15 protein-coding genes are annotated in these 18,394 nt (G+C 40.2%); 13 read left to right on the top strand and 2 right to left on the bottom strand.

Features of this window, described 5'->3' with window-relative positions; all coding sequences use genetic code 11:
* Positions 1 to 53: 53 nt before the first annotated feature.
* From MHB58_RS17710 to MHB58_RS17675, 8 genes are all read left to right on the top strand, one after another.
* Entirely contained in the window at positions 54 to 1,457 is a 1,404-nt protein-coding gene (locus MHB58_RS17710) for an extracellular solute-binding protein (protein ID WP_008405647.1), read from the top strand.
* Positions 1,458 to 1,555: 98 nt separating this feature from the next.
* Positions 1,556 to 2,449 carry a carbohydrate ABC transporter permease gene (locus MHB58_RS17705; RefSeq protein WP_014822677.1) on the top strand — a complete coding sequence of 298 codons (894 nt, stop codon included), beginning with the start codon at positions 1,556 to 1,558 and terminating at the stop codon, positions 2,447 to 2,449.
* A gap of 13 nt (positions 2,450 to 2,462) precedes the next feature.
* Positions 2,463 to 3,287, top strand: a complete 825-nt coding sequence (locus tag MHB58_RS17700) for a carbohydrate ABC transporter permease (RefSeq protein WP_008405651.1) — start codon at positions 2,463 to 2,465, stop codon at positions 3,285 to 3,287.
* A 10-nt stretch (positions 3,288 to 3,297) separates the two neighbouring features.
* Positions 3,298 to 4,329 (top strand): serine hydrolase domain-containing protein, encoded by a 1,032-nt coding sequence (locus tag MHB58_RS17695; protein WP_340735740.1) that lies wholly within the window; start codon positions 3,298 to 3,300, stop codon positions 4,327 to 4,329.
* A 13-nt stretch (positions 4,330 to 4,342) separates the two neighbouring features.
* Entirely contained in the window at positions 4,343 to 5,320 is a 978-nt protein-coding gene (locus MHB58_RS17690; protein WP_014822679.1) for an N-acetylglucosamine kinase, read from the top strand.
* Positions 5,317 to 6,222: an N-acetylmuramic acid 6-phosphate etherase gene (gene murQ / locus MHB58_RS17685; protein ID WP_065217592.1), complete on the top strand. Its 906-nt coding sequence runs from the start codon at positions 5,317 to 5,319 to the stop codon at positions 6,220 to 6,222. Before MHB58_RS17690 ends, murQ begins: the two co-directional genes overlap by 4 nt.
* A 161-nt stretch (positions 6,223 to 6,383) precedes the next feature.
* Positions 6,384 to 7,526, top strand: a complete 1,143-nt coding sequence (locus MHB58_RS17680; protein WP_340735739.1) for an acyl-CoA dehydrogenase family protein — start codon at positions 6,384 to 6,386, stop codon at positions 7,524 to 7,526.
* Positions 7,527 to 7,548: 22 nt separating this feature from the next.
* Positions 7,549 to 8,730: an acetyl-CoA C-acetyltransferase gene (locus tag MHB58_RS17675; protein ID WP_340735738.1), complete on the top strand. Its 1,182-nt coding sequence runs from the start codon at positions 7,549 to 7,551 to the stop codon at positions 8,728 to 8,730.
* Positions 8,731 to 9,099: 369 nt separating this feature from the next.
* Here the strand turns inward: MHB58_RS17675 and MHB58_RS17670 are convergent, their stop codons facing one another.
* Both MHB58_RS17670 and MHB58_RS17665 read right to left on the bottom strand, forming a co-directional pair.
* Positions 9,100 to 9,990, bottom strand: coding sequence for an IS3 family transposase (locus MHB58_RS17670; protein WP_081483418.1), 891 nt, complete (start codon positions 9,988 to 9,990; stop codon positions 9,100 to 9,102).
* The gene (locus MHB58_RS17665) at positions 9,987 to 10,289 is read right to left on the bottom strand and encodes a transposase (protein ID WP_014822792.1); all 303 of its coding nucleotides are present in this window, start codon (positions 10,287 to 10,289) and stop codon (positions 9,987 to 9,989) included. Before MHB58_RS17665 ends, MHB58_RS17670 begins: the two co-directional genes overlap by 4 nt.
* 370 nt (positions 10,290 to 10,659) lie before the next feature.
* Between MHB58_RS17665 and MHB58_RS17660 the strand changes: the two genes are divergently transcribed.
* The 5 genes from MHB58_RS17660 to MHB58_RS17640 all read left to right on the top strand — a co-directional run bounded on the left by MHB58_RS17660 (position 10,660) and on the right by MHB58_RS17640 (position 18,352).
* Positions 10,660 to 11,892: a DEAD/DEAH box helicase gene (locus MHB58_RS17660; RefSeq protein ID WP_340735737.1), complete on the top strand. Its 1,233-nt coding sequence runs from the start codon at positions 10,660 to 10,662 to the stop codon at positions 11,890 to 11,892.
* A gap of 3 nt (positions 11,893 to 11,895) precedes the next feature.
* The gene (locus tag MHB58_RS17655; RefSeq protein WP_340735736.1) at positions 11,896 to 13,125 is read left to right on the top strand and encodes an aminopeptidase; all 1,230 of its coding nucleotides are present in this window, start codon (positions 11,896 to 11,898) and stop codon (positions 13,123 to 13,125) included.
* Between the two features lie 21 nt (positions 13,126 to 13,146).
* Positions 13,147 to 14,013, top strand: a complete 867-nt coding sequence (locus MHB58_RS17650) for an SGNH/GDSL hydrolase family protein (RefSeq protein ID WP_014822685.1) — start codon at positions 13,147 to 13,149, stop codon at positions 14,011 to 14,013.
* A gap of 119 nt (positions 14,014 to 14,132) precedes the next feature.
* Entirely contained in the window at positions 14,133 to 15,296 is a 1,164-nt protein-coding gene (locus tag MHB58_RS17645; RefSeq protein WP_014822686.1) for an exonuclease SbcCD subunit D, read from the top strand.
* 2 nt (positions 15,297 to 15,298) lie between these two features.
* Positions 15,299 to 18,352, top strand: coding sequence for an SMC family ATPase (locus MHB58_RS17640; protein ID WP_340735735.1), 3,054 nt, complete (start codon positions 15,299 to 15,301; stop codon positions 18,350 to 18,352).
* The last annotated feature ends 42 nt before the right edge of the window (positions 18,353 to 18,394 follow it).

The following is an 18,394-nucleotide window of genomic DNA, read 5'->3' as shown; positions in this document are numbered from 1 at the left end:
GGTGCTGACTATATTCATATAGTTAACATAATGAAAATGAAGGGGTGTAATGTATGTTTGTTATCAAAGAGAGAAAGCAGACTTGGTTTTTAGTAGCATTAATGAGTTTAATGCTATTGCTCGTAGCGTGTTCGAATGACGAGGAATCAAATAGCGACACTGAAGGAAACAGCAGTACAGAACAATCAACGACTTCATCGGATAATACTTCTACAGAAAGTACAGGGGATGGGTTATCAGGAAAACTGGAAATTCAATATTTCGTTGGAGGATATGGTGACGGATGGTGGAAGCAAGTTATAGGGGACTTCCAAAAACAGCATCCGGATTTAGAAATTGTAGAACATGCAGGTCCGAATATTAATACGGAGATGAACACACGCTGGATTTCGGAAACACCACCTGATGTCGTCTATATCGATGGAGCAGGAGCTAGTGAAACACAAATGATCGCTGAAGGTCAGTTAATGGATATTAGTGAATTTGCAAAAGGAATTAAACTTGAAAATGGTACAGCATTATTAGATAGCTTTATCTCACCGGCAGAAGAAGTAGATGGCGGGAAAATCTATAGTTTGCCATTAGTATTCGATACGTGGGGAACTTGGTATGATGCGAAGTGGTTTGAAGAAAACGGATGGGAAGTACCAACAGATTTTGACAGCTGGATCAGCTCTATGGAAAAAATTAAAGCCGATACGAAAATTGCACCATTTGTAACGACAGGCCAACATACACAATACTTCCACCGTGGCGTATTGAATCCGGCTTTTGCTGCTGCAGGCGGTGAAGAGTTATTAAATGACTTAAATAATGGTGTAGTAGAGGCTTGGAAAAAACCTGAAACGCTTGAAGTATTGAAAAAGGTAGAAAAAATTGCTAAAGCAGGACTAATTGACAGCGGTTTTGCTGCCTACAATCATACGCAATCACAAATGAACTTTTTAATGCATAAAAATGCCTATATTCCAGTAGGTTTCTGGTTACCAAATGAAATGAAAAATGATACGCCGGAAAGTTTTGAATTTGGCTTCACACCAACACCGATGAATGATCCTGGTAAGCCATTAGCACTTGTACCGGATATTCGTACAATTGCAATTGCTGAAAAATCGCAAAATCCGGAAGCTGCAAAGGCATTTTTGGAATTCATCTTTACGGAAGAATATGCGCAGGCATTTGCTGAATCAACAGGTGCGATTATGAACATGAAGGACGTTGATTTATCTTCGAATACAAATGTTCAGGATTTCTTGAAAAATATTAATGAAATGATTAACAATCCAGGTGCTGTTCATACGTACAAACGTTACACACCAGACGCTGAACTGCAAAAAATTGCAGTTGAAATTACAAATGAAATTAAATTATTAATTATTGATATCTTACTTGGTGAAATTACTGCTGAAGAATTTGTCGATAAGATGGTGAAAAAAGCAGAAGAGCTAAGAAAATAACGAGAGAGTCACTTTGCAAATAAGTGACTGCTGGAAATGAGGTTGCTAAAAGCTTTTTAGCAACCTTATTTAATCAGTAGAGAAAGGAGTAATGAACAATGACCTTTTCTTCCAAAAGTAAATATTTGTTTTTAGCATTTTGTTTACTGCCGACTTTTCTGCTCTTTTTAATTTTTACTGTTTATCCGATGTTGGGCGGATTGTATTACTCATTTTTTGAGTGGTCCGGAACAAGTGCAAACAAAACGTTTATCGGCTTAGATAATTATATTCGTCTATGGAATGACTCCATTATTAAAAAGGCGATCATAAATGACTTTTTCTTCGTATTTGTAAAAGTTATTGGGATTATGACGCTCGCTCTATTTTTTGCTGTGGCATTGACGCAGCTTAAGATTAAAGAAGCGCCATTTTACCGGATTGTATTTTTCTTTCCGAATATTATGTCGGTTGTAGTTATAGGGATTTTATGGCAATTTATTTATGATCCGAATATGGGGATTGTAAATAGCTTATTAAATCAGATTGGATTAACTGAGTGGGCCCGCCCTTGGTTAGGTGATAAAACATGGGTACTTCCTAGTATTGCCATTCCTGCAATCTGGGCAGGGATTGGATTATTTATGCTACTTATTATGGGTGGTATCTCGAATGTTCCGAAAAGTTTATATGAGGCGGCAGATATTGATGGGGCATCCGAGTGGCAACAATTTTGGCATATTACGGTCCCACTCGTTTGGCCACAAATAAAAACATCCATTCTTTATATCATCATTACTTCTCTGAACGGTTCGTTTGTCCTTGTGCAAGTAATGACAGGCGGTGGACCGGGAAGCGCTTCAGAAGTAATGGGGTCATATTTATACCAGCGCGCTTTTGAAGATTTTCAATTTGGCTATGGTGCAGCGATTGGTGTTCTAATCTTGGTCGTGTCGCTCATTACCGTTCTCGTGTCACAATTTATTCTGAAAAAAGAAAAAGTCGAATATTAACGGGGGAATTGAGATGAAAGTAGTTTCACAAATTTTAGTACGTATCCCGTTAATCCTATGGGCGTTTATCGTAATTTTCCCGTTAATATGGATGTTTATGGGTGCGTTTAAATCGAATGCAGAAATCTTCACGTCACCTTGGTCAATGCCGACTGATTTTAGTTTTACAAATTTTGAACGAGCATGGAACGACTATAATATCGGGCGTGCATTTTTGAACAGTTTTTTTGTAACAGTGCTTGGCTCTTTTTTAACACTCATTTTATCGATTCCTACGGCTTATGCGCTGGAACGTGTTCGTTCAAAATTTGGTGAAGTGCTGATTAATGTTTATTTGGCTTCAATGATGATTCCATCCGTTTTAGGTTGGATTCCTCTATTTTTCTTATTAATGAAGTTTAATTTATTAGATAACTTGTGGGCATTATCGCTTGTATATGCCATTTCACATGTACCGTTTACAATTTTCATACTTGTTGGATTTATCGGCAATATTCCTAAAGAGCTTGAAGAAGCAGCGGTCGTCGATGGTATGAGTCCATATGGAATCCTCTTTAAAATTGTGACACCGCTTATAAAGTCAGGAATTATGACCGTGACGATTTTGAATGCCATTTCTTATTGGAATGAATTTTTCATGGCGCTAATTTTACTGCAGACAGAAAGCAAAAATACGTTAGGTGTTGCGATGAACTTACTGAAAATAGACGCACAATACGATAGTGCATGGGGTGTCTTGTTTGCGGGATTATGTATTGCTGTCATACCGGTAATTGTTTTCTATTCGATTTTCCAACGCCATATCGTAAAAGGTATGACAGAAGGTGCAATCAAATAGGGGGGAGATCATGGCTTTTTCACGAGTTGAACAATTTATTGAAACAGCAATCCAAAACAAAGAACTGCCCGGTGCAGTATTGTCTGTGGCAAATGCAAAGGATGTCCTTTACTGTAAAGCATTTGGGATGGCACATACAAAGCAGCAAATTCCGATGTCGGAACAGACGATATTTGATTGTGCTTCATTAACGAAAGTAGTAGCAACGGCAAGCTCGGTTTTATTATTGCTTGAGCAGGGGGTTATTGATATAGATGATTCCATTAGTTACTACTTTCCAGAATTGAAGGAAATGCATGAAGAAGTTAGGATTCGTCATTTATTAACACATACAAGCGGCTTTCGGGCAGAAATCAAGTTCTATAAAGAAGAGGTAGCTTATGCAGATGTCATAGAACGTATTGCACAGGAAACAGGACGAAAAAATGTAGAGCAGCAGGTGACCTATAGTGATGTAAACTATATTTTATTAGGGAAGCTGATCGAAAAGGTTACAGGTATCTCATTGGCCGACTATGCCAGTAAAACTATTTTTCAGCCGCTTCGTATGCACAATACTCTATTTAATCCGCCTGTCCAGTTACAGGGAAAAATTGCGGCAACTGAATACCGCACCTATTTAAAGAAACATCAGTGGGGTGAAGTGCATGATGAAAATGCTCTTCATTTTGGCGGAGTTAGCGGTCATGCAGGGTTGTTTTCGACTGCTGAGGATTTGACGAAGTTTGCTCAATCTTTTATGAAAAATAAAGATTCTATTTTTCGCGAGCATACTAAACAATTAGCAAAGCAAAGTTTTACAGAGCAGCATGAGGAACAGCGTGGCTTAGGGTGGCAGTTGTATTCTTCGCCTTCATTTTCCGGCCAATATTTGCGAGATGGTTTTGGGCATACCGGTTTTACGGGCACTTCAATTTGGGTATCGGATGAGAAGCAATTAGCAATTATTTTGGTAACAAATCGCGTTCATTTTGGACGTGGTTGCGAAATTCAACGGTTTCGAAGAATTGTGCACAACTTAGTTGCACTTGAAAATGAATAGATAAGGTGAGTAAATGGCAGGGAAATTATGGATTGGTATAGATGGTGGCGGCACGAAAACAACCGCTGTAATCGGTGATGAAAACGGACATTTACTTGCAGTTGCCAAGGGAAGTTCCGGCAATTTAACAGCGATTTCAATAGAGCAGTTGTACACACTTATAAATAATTTGATCGACCAGTTGTTCATACAGACAGGTGTGACATTATCGGACGTTGAAACAGTATTTGCTGCAATGGCAGGTGCAGATCGACAAGCTGAGCAGCAGAAAATATATGATGCATTTAAGCAATCACCCGTTCTGGAAAAACTTAGAGTGCAGAGTGATATCCATGCCGCATTAGCAGCGGGAACATGGGGCAGAGAAGGTACTTTACTTATTGCTGGAACCGGAGCAATTATATTCGGTTATGAGCAGCAAAAAACATTTCGTGTCGGCGGCTGGGGTTATTTATTAGGTGACGAAGGAAGCGGCTATCACTTAGGGAAGCTGGCCATTCGTTCTGTTTTAAAGGCGCATGACAACAAAATGCCTTTGAAGCTATTTCAGGAAAAGATATTGTCCCATTTTAATGTACTGTCACCTGATCAGCTCATTACAAAAGTTTACGGCAGCACGAACTCCGTGGCCGCTATTTCTTCTGTGGGCAGGATTGTGCTAGACGCTTTTGAGGAAGATCTAATAGCAAAATCCATCGTTAGCACAGTTCAAGAAGCATTATTAGAACTTATTGAAAGTGCCTATTCACGAATTGATCGGACAAAGCCGGTAGTTTTACATGGCGGATTATTTTCGAATAAGCCATTCTATGAACGGTTTACCGTACGTTTTTCATCGCGATTTCCTGATTTGATTGCTTTGAAGCCACCAATTTCGGGGACAGTTGGAGCTTACTTATTAGCATTACATGAAAGTGAAATCGAAGTAAGCGATCCAGTTAAACAAACGATTCAACAAACATGGCGTCTATTGGAAGGTGAGATAACATGAATTACGATCAATTAACGACTGAAAAGCGGAATGACGAAACATTGAAGTTGGATGTAATGCCTATCTCGGACATACTGCAAATAATGAATAAAGAAGATATGCAGGTTGTGAAAAGTGTCGAACAAGTTTTGCCTATTATTGAGAAAGTAATTAAAAGAGTGGTTGAAAATATAAGTAACGGTGGACGCCTTTTTTATATCGGAGCGGGGACTAGTGGTCGTTTAGGGATGCTTGATGCATCAGAATGTCCCCCTACTTTTATGACCGATCCGGAACTTGTGCAAACGGTCATGGCAGGTGGAAAGGAAGCCTTTTTCCAGGCAGTGGAAAATGCTGAAGACCGTTTGGAAGACGGAATAAACAAATTAAAGGAAAAAAACATAACACCGTTCGATTCCGTTATCGGTATTACAGCGAGCGGTACAACGCCATTTGTAATGGGGGCTTTACAATATGCGCAATCTGTCGGGGCTTTTACGGTAAGTTTGACGAGCAATATTAACTCCGAAGTAAGTCGCCATGCGGAAGAAGCGATTGAAGTCGTCGTAGGTCCCGAAATATTAACAGGTTCAACAAGGTTAAAAGCGGCTACATCACATAAAATGATTTTAAATATGATCAGTACAGCTTCGATGGTGCAGCTAGGCAAAGTGTATGAAAACTTAATGGTCGATGTACATGCCAGCAATAAAAAATTAATAGAGCGGGCTAAAAGAATTGTCATCGCTGCTACGGATTGTGAATATGTGGAAGCGGAACAAATGCTTGAAAAAACAAAATTTGCTGTTAAGCCTGCAATTGTCATGCTAAAAACAAATCAAAATTATGATCGGGTAATCCATGCGTTAGAACAAGTAGATGGTCATACGAGAAAAGCGATTTTACTGTTAAACAATAGTTAATAACGAGAGTTGTCATGAATAATTCTGGCAACTCTTTTTTTATTTTTTACTTTAATTTCTGTATAGTGCGATAATATTTCTTATAAAATCATTGTTTCCATTTTTTGTGCCTGTTAATATTGAAGTGTACTAATATTCAGAAAAAACAAAGGGGCGGGGAAATGGGCATTTATACAGAAGAGCATGAGATGTTTAGAAAAGCTTTACGAAAAATGCTGGATAAAGAGGCGTATCCTTATTTCGAGCAATGGGAAAAAGATCGCGATATTCCACGGGATTTTTGGCTGAAGCTCGGGGAGAATGGCTTTTTATGTCCAATGGTCAGTGAAGAATATGGGGGGCTTGCGCTCGATTTTGGCTATTCTGCTATATTAACGGAGGAACTTGAGCGTGTTGGTGCAGGGTTAGCAAGTGGGATATCGCTTCATTCCGATATTGTGACACCTTATATTGAAGCATATGGGACAGCTGCACAAAAGGAAAAATGGCTTCCTAAAAGCGTTACAGGCGAATATATTTCGGCTATTGCTATGACGGAACCCGGTGCAGGATCTGACCTCGCAGGCATTCAAACGACAGCAAAAAAAGATGGGGATTATTATATTTTAAACGGAGAAAAAACCTTTATTACGAATGGCATTCATGCAGATTATGTAGTTGTCGTTTGTAAAACAGATCCGCAGGCAAGTCCGGCATATAAAGGAGTTAGTCTGTTAATTGCGGAAAGCGGTACACCTGGTTTTAAGCGCGGAAAAAAACTAGATAAGATTGGCATGCATAGCGCAGATACCGGGGAGCTGATATTTGAGGATGTTCGTGTACCAGCAGAAAACCTTTTAGGGGAAGAAAACCGTGGCTTCTATTATTTAATGGAAAAACTGCAGCAGGAACGACTGATTGTCGCACTGGAAACACAAATCGAGGCAGAATGCTGTTTAAAACTGACGGTTGACTATGTAAAAGAACGTAAAGCATTCGGCAGCCGCATTGCCGATTTCCAAAATACTCAATTCAAGTTAGCTGAAATGGCAACTGAAATTGACCTTGGCCGTACATATGTCGATAGTTTGATTGTCAAACATATTGCAGGACAAGATATCGTAAAGGAAGTGTCGATGGCCAAATGGTGGATTAGTGAAATGGCAAAGCGTGTCGTAGCAGATTGTCTGCAGCTGCATGGTGGCTACGGTTATATGGAGGAATACGAAATCGCAAGACGATATCGTGATATTCCGGTAGCTGCGATTTATGCGGGTACTACCGAAATCATGAAGGGGATTATCGCAAAGCAAATTATTAAATAGTACTGACAAAGGGGATAGAATAATGAAAAACGTATATATTGTAGACGGGGCACGTACAGCATTTACAGCTTTTGGAGGTTCTTTTGCAACAACAGATGCAGTACAGCTTGGCACAAAAACAGCAGTGGAAGCGTTAAAGCGTGCGAACGTACAGCCTGAGCAAGTCGACCATGTCATTTACGGGGGTGTAATTACAACTGGTGCAAACTCAGCATATTTAGCCCGTCATATCGGACTTTATGCTGGCGTGCCAAAGGAAGTGCCGGCATTAACATTAAATCGTCTATGCGGATCCGGTATGCAATCGGTCGTATCGGCGGCACAGATGATTCAGCTAGGTGAAGGGGAAGTCGTACTAGCTGGGGGAGCAGAAAATATGTCACAGTCGCCATACTCAAATTTCGAACAACGCTTCAGCGGTTCCAAACTTGGCAACCTGCAGTTTACAGATATGCTTCAAGCGACATTAACTGACCAGTATACTGGCTCAGGAATGGGCTTGACGGCAGAGAAACTTGCTGAACAATATACGATTTCCCGCGAGGAGCAAGATGCATTCGCACTTCTTTCAAACGAACGTGCCGCAAAAGCACGCGAGAACGGTACGTTTGCAAAAGAGATTGTGCCTGTTGCAGTAGCTACAAGAAAAGGCGAGATTTTAATAGATCAGGATGAACATATTAAAGAAAGCGGCACACTGGAAAGCTTGGCAAAATTACGTCCTGCATTTAAAAAGGACGGCTCTGTTACAGCTGCCAATGCTTCCGGCATTAACGACGGGGCAGCATCTGTCGTTGTCGCAAGCGAAGATTTTGTAAAGGGACAAGGATTAAAGCCGTTAGCCCGCATTGTATCATGGGGCATAGCAGGCGTTGATCCGACGATTATGGGAATCGGCCCGGCTCCGGCAATTCGTCAAGCATTGGAGCGTGCAAATTTAACAATTGAAGACATGGATTTAGTTGAAATAAATGAAGCTTTTGCAGCTCAATATATTGCAGTGGAAAAGGAACTTGGTCTGGACCGTGAGAAAACGAATGTAAACGGCGGTGCAATCGCACTTGGTCATCCGGTTGGTGCAAGTGGAACAAGAATCATCTTATCCGCTGCATACGAACTGCAACGGCGCAGCGGAAAGTATGCGGTTGCAAGTCTATGTATCGGTGGCGGCCAAGGAATTGCTTTAATTATTGAGAGAGTGTAAAAACTAGGCATGCCGGAAAGAGATTTCTGGCATGCTTTTTTGTTGTAGTTACTAGTAGGCGTTTTATTAGAACAATGACGAGTGATATTAGAAGAAATGAGGGGGATATTAGAAGAAATGGTGACGTTATTAGAATTTTGGCCGATGCTGAAGTTAAAGGGCAAGCTTTATAATCAAGAACTTGTGTGAAAGGCATCCGGTTTGATTTTTATTAGAACAATTCTGCGGGATATTAGAAAATGTGGTCTTCTGTCAATATTTCGGACACGCGTTAAGAGACTTTTTTGCTACCGCCCTTCGGTTGCTCTGTTTTTCATCCCTCCATGCCCAGACCTGAGCATGGAGGGATGAAAACCCTGTAAGAGAACTTTATGAGGCATTTTGACAAACTGACTCCTGTTGATTTCTCTCAAATTGGTTTGGTGATAAATAACCGATTGTTGAATGACGTCGTCGTTCATTGTAAAAGTTTACGATATATGACTCCACGCTCTTTCGTGCTTCTTTTTTGGATTCGAAACGGTGACGATAGATCCATTCTTTTTTGATTGTGGCGTGGAAGGATTCAATACACGCATTGTCATAGGGATCTCCTTTACGACTCATGCTAATTTTAATCCCATGTTCTTTTAAAGTTCTTGTATAGCTTGTGGCACAATATTGTGCGCCTCGATCTGAATGATGAACTAATCCCTTCTCGGGTTTTCGAACTGCTAATGCATGCTTCAAGGCTTGATCTACTAATGTTTCTTCCATATGATCTGCGATGGCCCAGCCGACGATTTTACGAGAATATAAATCCATGATGGACGCAAGATACACCCACCCCTCCAGTGTTCGAATATAAGTTATATCTGCGACCCATACTTTATTTTTCTCTTTTACTTGAAATTGACGTTTGACTAGATTCGGATAAATAAATTGATGGTGATTGGAATCCGTTGTTCGTTGAACAGTTTTCGGGATTACGGCACTTAACCCAAGGTTTCGCATCATATTCGCAATTTTCTTTTGCGAACAGACATAACCTAAACTCGCTAAGTCTTGCGCAATGCGAGGGCTACCGTATGTACCAAAACTCCTCGCATACGATCGATGAATCTGATAGGCAATTTCTGTATCACGTACTTCTTTTTCCGATAAGGGCTGTATCTGTTTTTTACGCCAATCATAATAACCGCTTTTTGAAACCATCAATACTTTACACATCATCGCAATGCCAAAGTCGTTTTTATGCTTTTCAATGAATGCATAAATCACTCGGGGTTTTTCGCGAAGATGTGCATAGCCTTTTTTAGAATTTCATTCTCTTCTTCCAAATCACGTAACTTCTTATCAAACGCTGCCTGCAACTTATCTACTTCGCTAGAAGTAAAGTATCGTGTGACATCCTGATTTTTCGATTCACGATAATCTTTAATCCATTTATGGATCGTTGAAGACCCAATTTCAAACTTAAATGCCAGATCTGAAACTTTTGCGCCATCTTCTAAAACAGACTTTAAAATGTATTCTTTTGTTTGTGCGTCTAATCGCTTACGAGTTTGTTTTTCTTTCATCGGTTCCACGTCCTTTTTTAGATATCTTAATCTTAAAGTGTCTCTTAAGACGTGTCCATTTTTTATACTAACCTCAAATGTCCGGGCGATATTAGAAAACCGCAAGATGATATTAGAACAAAGTGAACCTATATTGGAACATTGACCGGTTATATTAGTAGATCGCCATTTTATTAGAACAATTTCAAATATATTAGATGATTTCCGCATTTATTAGAACCCTTCCAAGCTATCACAATCCACGTTTGAAAAGTTTGACACTTCGCCTCCTAATTTCGTTTTAAAACAGTAACTGACAACCCGCCAAATTTCCGCATTAATAACGGAATATGGTACACTAAAGCCAACGAATAAAAGGTGGTAAAACAATATGTCAGCAATTAGCTTATTAAACGAAACACTTCAAAATAAATGGTCGTTTGAAACGACAATGAAAATACAAGAGGAAATGATTCCTGCGATGGTTGAAGGAAAAGATATCGTAGCAGAATCACCGACAGGTTCAGGTAAAACACTAGCCTACACATTACCGATTTTGAATAAAGTAGACGGTAACAAGAAACAAACTCAGGCATTAATCGTTGCACCTTCACAAGAGCTTGCGATGCAGATTGTTGAAGTAATCCGTGACTGGACAGCAGGGACAGACATCACTGTTCAGCAACTAATTGGCGGAGCGAATTCGGCACGCCAAATCGAAAAATTAAAGAAAAAGCCAACGATTGTAGTCGGGACACCAGGACGTCTAAATGAATTGGCACGCCAAGGTAAATTAAAACTCAAAGAAATCGAGACGATTGTTTTGGATGAATGCGATCAGCTGCTTAGCCGCGAGTACCGTGTTGTCGTAAAATCATTTATTGAAAATGCCGCATTCGGCCGTCAAGTCGTTGTTGTATCGGCTACGATTACAGAAGAGATCAAGCTTGTAGCGGAACGATTAATGTTTGAACCGATCAGCATCGAGATCAAACCGGAAGATATGGTGAAGTTCGGTAAAGTTGTGCACTCTTTTGTAAAAGTAGAAGAGCGGGAAAAAACAGATATGCTTCGTCGTTTAGCTAATATTGAAGGATTGCGCGGATTGGCATTTGTTAATAACATCGACCAAGTACTAATGAAACAGAACAAGCTGGAATACCGTGATGCACCGATTGTAGCACTTCACTCGGACATGAAAAAAGATGAGCGTAAAAAAGCGTTGGATGCGTTCCGAAAAGGGGAAGCGCGTATTTTAATTGCGACAGATATTGCAGCAAGAGGTTTAGATATTTCAGGTTTAACACATGTTATTCATGTTGATGTACCTCGTACAATCGAGCAGTATACACACCGTTCAGGACGTACTGGACGTGCCGGTGCAGACGGAGAAGTATTGACATTACTATCTTACAAGGACGAAAAGACATTCAAAAAATGGTTGCGTGATCTTTCCTTAAAAGGTGTTCAAAAAGTTTGGACACAAGGACAACTTGTCGAGGGAAATGCTAAGACAGTAAATTCAAAAGCGGCACCCGCAGCAAACAAAGCATCAGAGAAAAAGCCGTATCAACCAAAGTCCAATAAAAAAGGCATGACTTTCAGTAAGAAAAAGGAGAAATAATTCATGACATTCCAAGAGAAGTTAGAGCAATTTGCAGATTTAGCCGTTCGAATCGGAGTAAATATTCAAAAAGGACAATATTTATTAATTAACACATCTACGGATACGCTGGACTTTACACGTATTGTCGTTAAAAAAGCATATGAAGCAGGCGCAAGCCGTGTTCATGTTAACTTAACTGATGCCAGCTTTGAACGTGCTTATTATGAGAATGTTACAGTGGAAGAAACAGCTAATTTCCCGAAATGGGTTGTCGCACAACGTGAAGAATTAATTGAACGTAAAGGTGCACTTCTTTGGATCGATGCGGAAAATCCTGATTTACTGGCAGGTATTGATTCAGAAAAGATCGGAGCACAGCAAAAAGCAGCAGGTACGGCATTAGTCAATTACCGTAAAGCTGTTATGAATGATGATATCGCTTGGTCAATTATTGCTGTTCCTTCGCCGAAATGGGCGGCAAAAGTATTCCCTGATTTACCGGAAAAGGAGCAGGTTCCTGCACTATGGGATGCTATTTTCAAAACAGTACGTATTGGTGAAGGGGATGCGGTAGGAAACTGGCAAACTCATATTGAAAACTTACACGCACGTGCAGATCAGCTGAACAAGAAAAAGTATGCGAAGCTTCACTACACGGCTCCTGGTACAGACTTGACGATTGAACTACCGGAAAAACATTTGTGGAAAAGCGGAAGCAGCGAAGCACCTGATGGCACGACATTCATCGCGAATATGCCGACAGAAGAAGTCTTTACGCTGCCTGCAAAATTTGGTGTAAACGGCTATGTATCCAATACGAAACCGCTCGTTTATAAAGGGAATATTATTGATGATTTTAAGCTGACATTTGAAAAGGGTAAAATCGTTAATGTTGAGGCAAAAGTAGGTCAGGACTTATTAAAGCAGCTAATTGCTTCCGATGAAGGTTCTTCATATTTGGGAGAGGTTGCATTAGTACCGCATGAGTCACCTATTTCTTCATCTAATATTTTATATTACAACACATTATTTGATGAAAATGCCTCTAACCATTTAGCAATCGGAGAAGCATATCCGACGTGCTATGAAGGTGGCAAGGAACTTGAAAAGGGCCAACTGGAAGCACTGGGCATTAATACGTCGATTACACATGAGGATTTCATGATCGGCAGTGCGGAAATGGATATTGATGGGATTCTGGCAGATGGCACAACAGAACCGATTTTCAGAAAAGGTAATTGGGCATTCTAACAAAAGAAGTGGGGTGAATAAATGCGAAAAATAATAGGGATTCTTATTTTTTGTATTGTCCTGTTTCCAACGGGAGCATTAGCCAATGAACGAGAAGTTTATATTGCACTTGGCGACTCTTTGGCAGCAGGGCAAACACCTTACAGTCAAATTGATGCAGGATATACGGATTACATTGCTTTGCAGCTAGAGCGACATGGTAAGCTCGCACATTTTTCAAAAGAGCTTACTTTCCCCGGATACCGTGTTGGAAATGTAATGGAAACAGTTCAGTCCGAAAAGGCAGCACCATTACTAAGTGAAGCAACATTGATCACACTGTCAGCCGGAGCGAATAATTTACTGCCGCTCATTACACATAACCCTCAACAGGGAACACTCGCTTTTAGTCAGCTTAACGCCAATTTCGCTTTAAATGAAGTAAGGAATCAGATGAGAGAGCTGCTTTCAATAATTAACGAAAAGGCCCCGAAAGCGACAGTATATGTACTTGGCTATTATTTCCCTTATGTAAGTGTTCATAAAGAACAGGTAGACGGAGCAGTAGAAGCGGTGCAGCTTTTAAATGCGATATTAAAGCAGGAAACAGAAGCGGCAGGCCATATATTTGTAGATGTTTATGAAACATTTGATCAGCAGCGTTCAACATATTTGCCGAACGTGGCGGATGTGCATCCAAACCAGCTTGGGTACCGTATTATGGCTAATGAAATGCTGAAAAGCTATAGCGGTAATGAGGCACTTATATTGCCAATCGATGCAATGCCAGCACCAAATCCGAAAACATTTGAAGAAATGCTGAGGATCCAACAAAATAAGTTAGCAGTAGAAGACGTACCATTTATAGCACTGCATAATCTTGATCGACCAATCCCGATCTTAGTATAAAAAGCATTCCGACAATATTTATTGGAGGAGACCACATCGTACGAACGAATATTCGTACTATGTGGTTTTTTTATTTTTCCTCATGTACACTTATAGTTAGAAGATAGGAGGCGGTATTCATGAAAATTTTTCATACAGCAGATTGGCATTTAGGAAAAATAGTACAAGGTGTATCGATGACAAGAGACCAGCAATTTGTGCTTGAACAGTTTATCGAAGAAATCAGAAAAGAAAAGCCGGATGTCATCATTATTGCCGGAGATTTGTACGATCGTTCTGTACCACCGACAGATGCAATCCAACTATTAAATAAAACGTTGAAGGAAATTTTAGTCGATGAGAAAACACCGATTTTAGCAATTGCTGGAAATCATGATAGCGCTACACGTTTAAATTTTGGCAGTGAATTTATGAAGGCGAGCGGGTTACATATCGTTGGCCATTTAGAACAGAATATCGATCCGGTCATAATGCACGATGAATACGGAGAAGTTCATTTTTATTTAGTTCCATTTGCGGAGCCTTCAATTGTACGGGCAGTATTTGACGATCAATCCGTTACAACTCATGAAGCGGCGATGGCGAAAATCATTGAACAGATTAAACAGACAATGGACTGTACGAAACGTAATATCATTATCGGCCATGCTTTCATTACAAAAGACGGGATGCCGGAACCGAATACGAGTGACTCTGAACGCAAGTTGACGATTGGCGGGACGGAGTGTATCAGTTCAGCGTTGTTTGAACCATTCTGTTATACAGCGTTAGGCCATTTACACCAGGCCCACTTTGTCGCAAACGAGAAAATCCAATATGCAGGATCACCACTTAAGTATTCAGAATCTGAAGTGACACATAAAAAGGGATTTTTAATTGTTGATTTAAATGAAGACGGGTCAGTGACGATTGAAAAAAGAATGCTTACCCCAGTACGGGATATGCGTGTCGTGACGGGAATGCTTGAGGATATATTGCAGCATAAAGTAAACGACGATTATGTATTTGTAAAATTACAGGATGAACATTATGTAAAAGGTGCTGCCGAACTTGTCCGCACAGTTTATCCCAATGCTTTGCATATTGAACGAACGGTTGTGTATGAACAGCTTGAACAGCATGCGACAACAATGAACCGTGTTCAGATGGATGATTCGGAACTGTTTGAGCTATTTTATACGGAAATGACAGGCAAGCCTTTAAGTGATGAAATAAAAGAGATTTATACTGATGTTTTAGAGCAGCTAATCGAAAATGAACGTGAAAAACAGGAGGTGCTGTAACGATGAAACCAATAAAATTATCGATGACAGCATTTGGACCATATCATCAAAAAGAAGTCATTGATTTTACTAAACTCCATGAACATGGAATTTTTGTCGTTTCCGGTGCAACGGGCGCGGGAAAAACGACTATTTTTGATGCGATTACGTTTGCGCTTTATGATTCTGGAAGTGGAGAGGATCGGGAAAAGTCGCTGTTTTTGCGCAGTGATTTTGCGGATGAAGCAGTTGATACGGAAGTCGAACTGGAATTTGAAGTACGCGGTCGCCTTTACCGTATTTGGCGGAAATTTGGTCATGACGGGGCAAGTGCAAAGCGCGAGTTTTTTGAAATTACGGATGGGGTCACTGTGCCCGCTGTAGAGAAGTTTCAAGTGAAGCTCATTCAGTCGAAAATTGAAGAACTGATCGGCTTAACACAGTCCCAGTTCAATCAAATCGTCATGCTGCCGCAAGGAGAATTTCAAAAGCTCCTCACTTCGGAATCAAAGCATAAAGAAGAGATTTTCCGAAAAATTTTTAAAACGGAACGCTTTACGAAAATGGTGGAACTGCTGAAAGAGAAAAAGAATATTGCTGAAAAGCATTATGAACAAGCAAGGATGCAGCAGGATAATACGATTCATGATATTCGGTCCCGCCTCCCGCACAGAGAATCGGAACTGTTTACAGCTCTGAACAATGATGTCATTAATCTGTATCAAGTAAAAACGGCATTGGAAACAGAACAGCAATTTTATGAAGAGCAATGTGCGGCATTAAAAGGGCAATATGCAGCCTCGAAAACGCATTTACAAACGTTAGTTAAATCATTAAATGAGCAAAGGCTGTTAAATGAGCGAATTGAAAAGTTTTTAATCAGGAAAGCCCGGCTCGATGAATTGCTGCAGCAAAAGGATAAAATACAAGCAGAACAACAGAAACTTGTACTTGCAAAAAAGGCTAATCAAATAGAACCTTTAGAACGTGAATATGAGAAGGTAAAACGGCAGCTTGAACAAGCCGAAGTTACCTTACAGAAAGCAAAGGCTGACTATGAACGTGCACAGGCACAACTTCTGCAGGCGACAAATCACTATCAGGAGCAAAAGCAGCATGAGCCACTGTTGGATGAATTTACGAAATCAATTTCACAGCTTGAACAGCTTGTCCCGATCTATCAATCGATTAATACGCAGCGGGAAAAGGTGGCAAAGCTTGCAGAAAACCAGAAAAACGCAAAGCAATTATTTGATAAGCTCCAAAAGGAAGCAGCTTCTTTAAAAGAAAAACATCAACAGCAGCAGGCTATTATAAATGAGCTGGAAGATGCGACAGTGACGTACCATGAAACGTATGAAGCACATGCTGTATTAACACGAAAAATTGAAATGGCAAAAGAAGTGGCTGCAATACAAAAGAATATAGAAACTTTAGTGAAACAGCTTGCTGATAAGAAACAAATTGCCGATGGAGCGCAACAGAAGCTGCAAAATATGGAGCAGCAAATACGCAGCAATCAGGCAGCGTTTCTAGCGGCTTCATTACATCATGGGGAAGCATGTCCTGTATGTGGGAGCACGGAGCATCCAGCCATTCATAATAGCGAAGCGTTTACCATTGATGAAAATGCACTGGAACATCTTCGTCAAGAAGGCGACCGTGCTATGCAAAGCTTTTATCAGGTCAATTCGAAATTGGATGTTGAAAAGGCAGCATTGGAACAGAAAAGAAATGCTCTAGAGTTACTGAACGTTGATCTTTCACAACTACATTATTATGAACAGCAATTGGCCGAACTGACTGAGCAATTGACAAAGCAAAAGCAGCAGCAGGCACAGCTCATCACTGAAAAGAAAACGATGGCACAGCTTATTGAAAGTAAAGAAGTGCTGCAAGGCCGTATTGAAAAAGGGCAGCAATATGTAGTCGATATCGATAAACAATATGCACAAGAAAAAGGGAAGCTTGAGCAAAGTGAGCAGTCATTATTGCCTCAGTTTTCTACATTGGATGAAGTAACACAAGAATTGGCCAGCCAGCAGCAAAAACACCGCCATTTAAAAAGTGCAATTCAAAGTGCACTGGAGGCAATGCAAAAAATCCAATTAGATGAAAAATCTTGTGAAGTGAACCATCTACATGCACAAAACCTTGTAACAGAAAAACAGCAGGAGACTCTTTCAGCGCAAAAAGCGTTTGATACAGCATTGCAGCAAGAAAGTTTTGACTTGGAAACATATAAGAATGCGTTACTGCCATTAAATGTTCAGCAGCAAATTCAGGATGAAGTTGAAGCTTACAAGCAAAATGTTCATACATTATCTGTTCAAATTTCCGAGGAAGAACCTTTGCTCGAAGGAAAAGAACGGGCTGATTTAACGGCAAGTGAGCAACAGATTCATGAGCTGAATGAGCAAATCGAGGCACAGTATTCTAAAATTACATTAACCCAGTCCTATGTTGAGCAATGTGAGGAAACTCTCGAAAAACTTGACCAATTCGCACAGCAGATCGAAAGCTATAAAGCGAAACTGATACAGGTGGAGCATGTTTATAATTTAATCCGTGGACAAAACGATTCGAAAATTTCATTTGAGCGATTTGTGCAAATTGGTTATTTGGAAAAAGTAACCCATGCGGCAAATGAACGATTACGTGTCTTATCAAATGGTCAATACTTCCTGAAATCGACAGGTCGTAAAGAAGGAAATGCACAAAGCGGGCTCAGTATCGATGTATATGACAGCCATACAGGACAAACGCGGGATGTAAAAACATTGTCCGGCGGTGAAAAATTCAATGCCTCACTTTCATTAGCTTTAGGAATGGCCGATGTTATTCAAAGTGTTCAAGGAAGTGTGCATATCGATACGATGTTTATCGATGAAGGCTTCGGTACATTGGATGAGGAAGCGTTAAGACGGGCAATCGATATTTTGATCGATCTTCAGCAAACAGGCCGCCTAATCGGCGTCATCTCCCATGTGGCCGAATTAAAAGCAGCAATGCCTGCCATTTTACAAGTCCAAAAGCTAAAAGAAGGCTACAGTAAAACGGAAATTATTATTAAATAAAGACAACAAAAAACACATTTCACACGAGTTTTAGTGCGAAAT

Origin of the sequence: Solibacillus sp. FSL K6-1554 (genome assembly GCF_038005185.1) — a bacterium.
Lineage (GTDB): Bacteria > Bacillota > Bacilli > Bacillales_A > Planococcaceae > Solibacillus > Solibacillus silvestris.
The sequence above is the reverse complement of the archived record's forward strand: the minus strand, read 5'-3'. Positions and strand labels throughout refer to the sequence as shown.

Bases quoted from the DNA above. Each gene is read 5' to 3' on its own strand.
- MHB58_RS17710 (WP_008405647.1), top strand. From the start codon at position 54: ATGTTTGTTATCAAAGAGAGAAAGCAGACTTGGTTTTTAGTAGCATTA.
- MHB58_RS17705 (WP_014822677.1), top strand. From the start codon at position 1,556: ATGACCTTTTCTTCCAAAAGTAAATATTTGTTTTTAGCATTTTGTTTA.
- MHB58_RS17700 (WP_008405651.1), top strand. From the start codon at position 2,463: ATGAAAGTAGTTTCACAAATTTTAGTACGTATCCCGTTAATCCTATGG.
- MHB58_RS17695 (WP_340735740.1), top strand. From the start codon at position 3,298: ATGGCTTTTTCACGAGTTGAACAATTTATTGAAACAGCAATCCAAAAC.
- MHB58_RS17690 (WP_014822679.1), top strand. From the start codon at position 4,343: ATGGCAGGGAAATTATGGATTGGTATAGATGGTGGCGGCACGAAAACA.
- murQ (WP_065217592.1), top strand. From the start codon at position 5,317: ATGAATTACGATCAATTAACGACTGAAAAGCGGAATGACGAAACATTG.
- MHB58_RS17680 (WP_340735739.1), top strand. From the start codon at position 6,384: ATGGGCATTTATACAGAAGAGCATGAGATGTTTAGAAAAGCTTTACGA.
- MHB58_RS17675 (WP_340735738.1), top strand. From the start codon at position 7,549: ATGAAAAACGTATATATTGTAGACGGGGCACGTACAGCATTTACAGCT.
- MHB58_RS17665 (WP_014822792.1), bottom strand. From the start codon at position 10,289: ATGAAAGAAAAACAAACTCGTAAGCGATTAGACGCACAAACAAAAGAA.
- MHB58_RS17660 (WP_340735737.1), top strand. From the start codon at position 10,660: ATGTCAGCAATTAGCTTATTAAACGAAACACTTCAAAATAAATGGTCG.
- MHB58_RS17655 (WP_340735736.1), top strand. From the start codon at position 11,896: ATGACATTCCAAGAGAAGTTAGAGCAATTTGCAGATTTAGCCGTTCGA.
- MHB58_RS17650 (WP_014822685.1), top strand. From the start codon at position 13,147: ATGCGAAAAATAATAGGGATTCTTATTTTTTGTATTGTCCTGTTTCCA.
- MHB58_RS17645 (WP_014822686.1), top strand. From the start codon at position 14,133: ATGAAAATTTTTCATACAGCAGATTGGCATTTAGGAAAAATAGTACAA.
- MHB58_RS17640 (WP_340735735.1), top strand. From the start codon at position 15,299: ATGAAACCAATAAAATTATCGATGACAGCATTTGGACCATATCATCAA.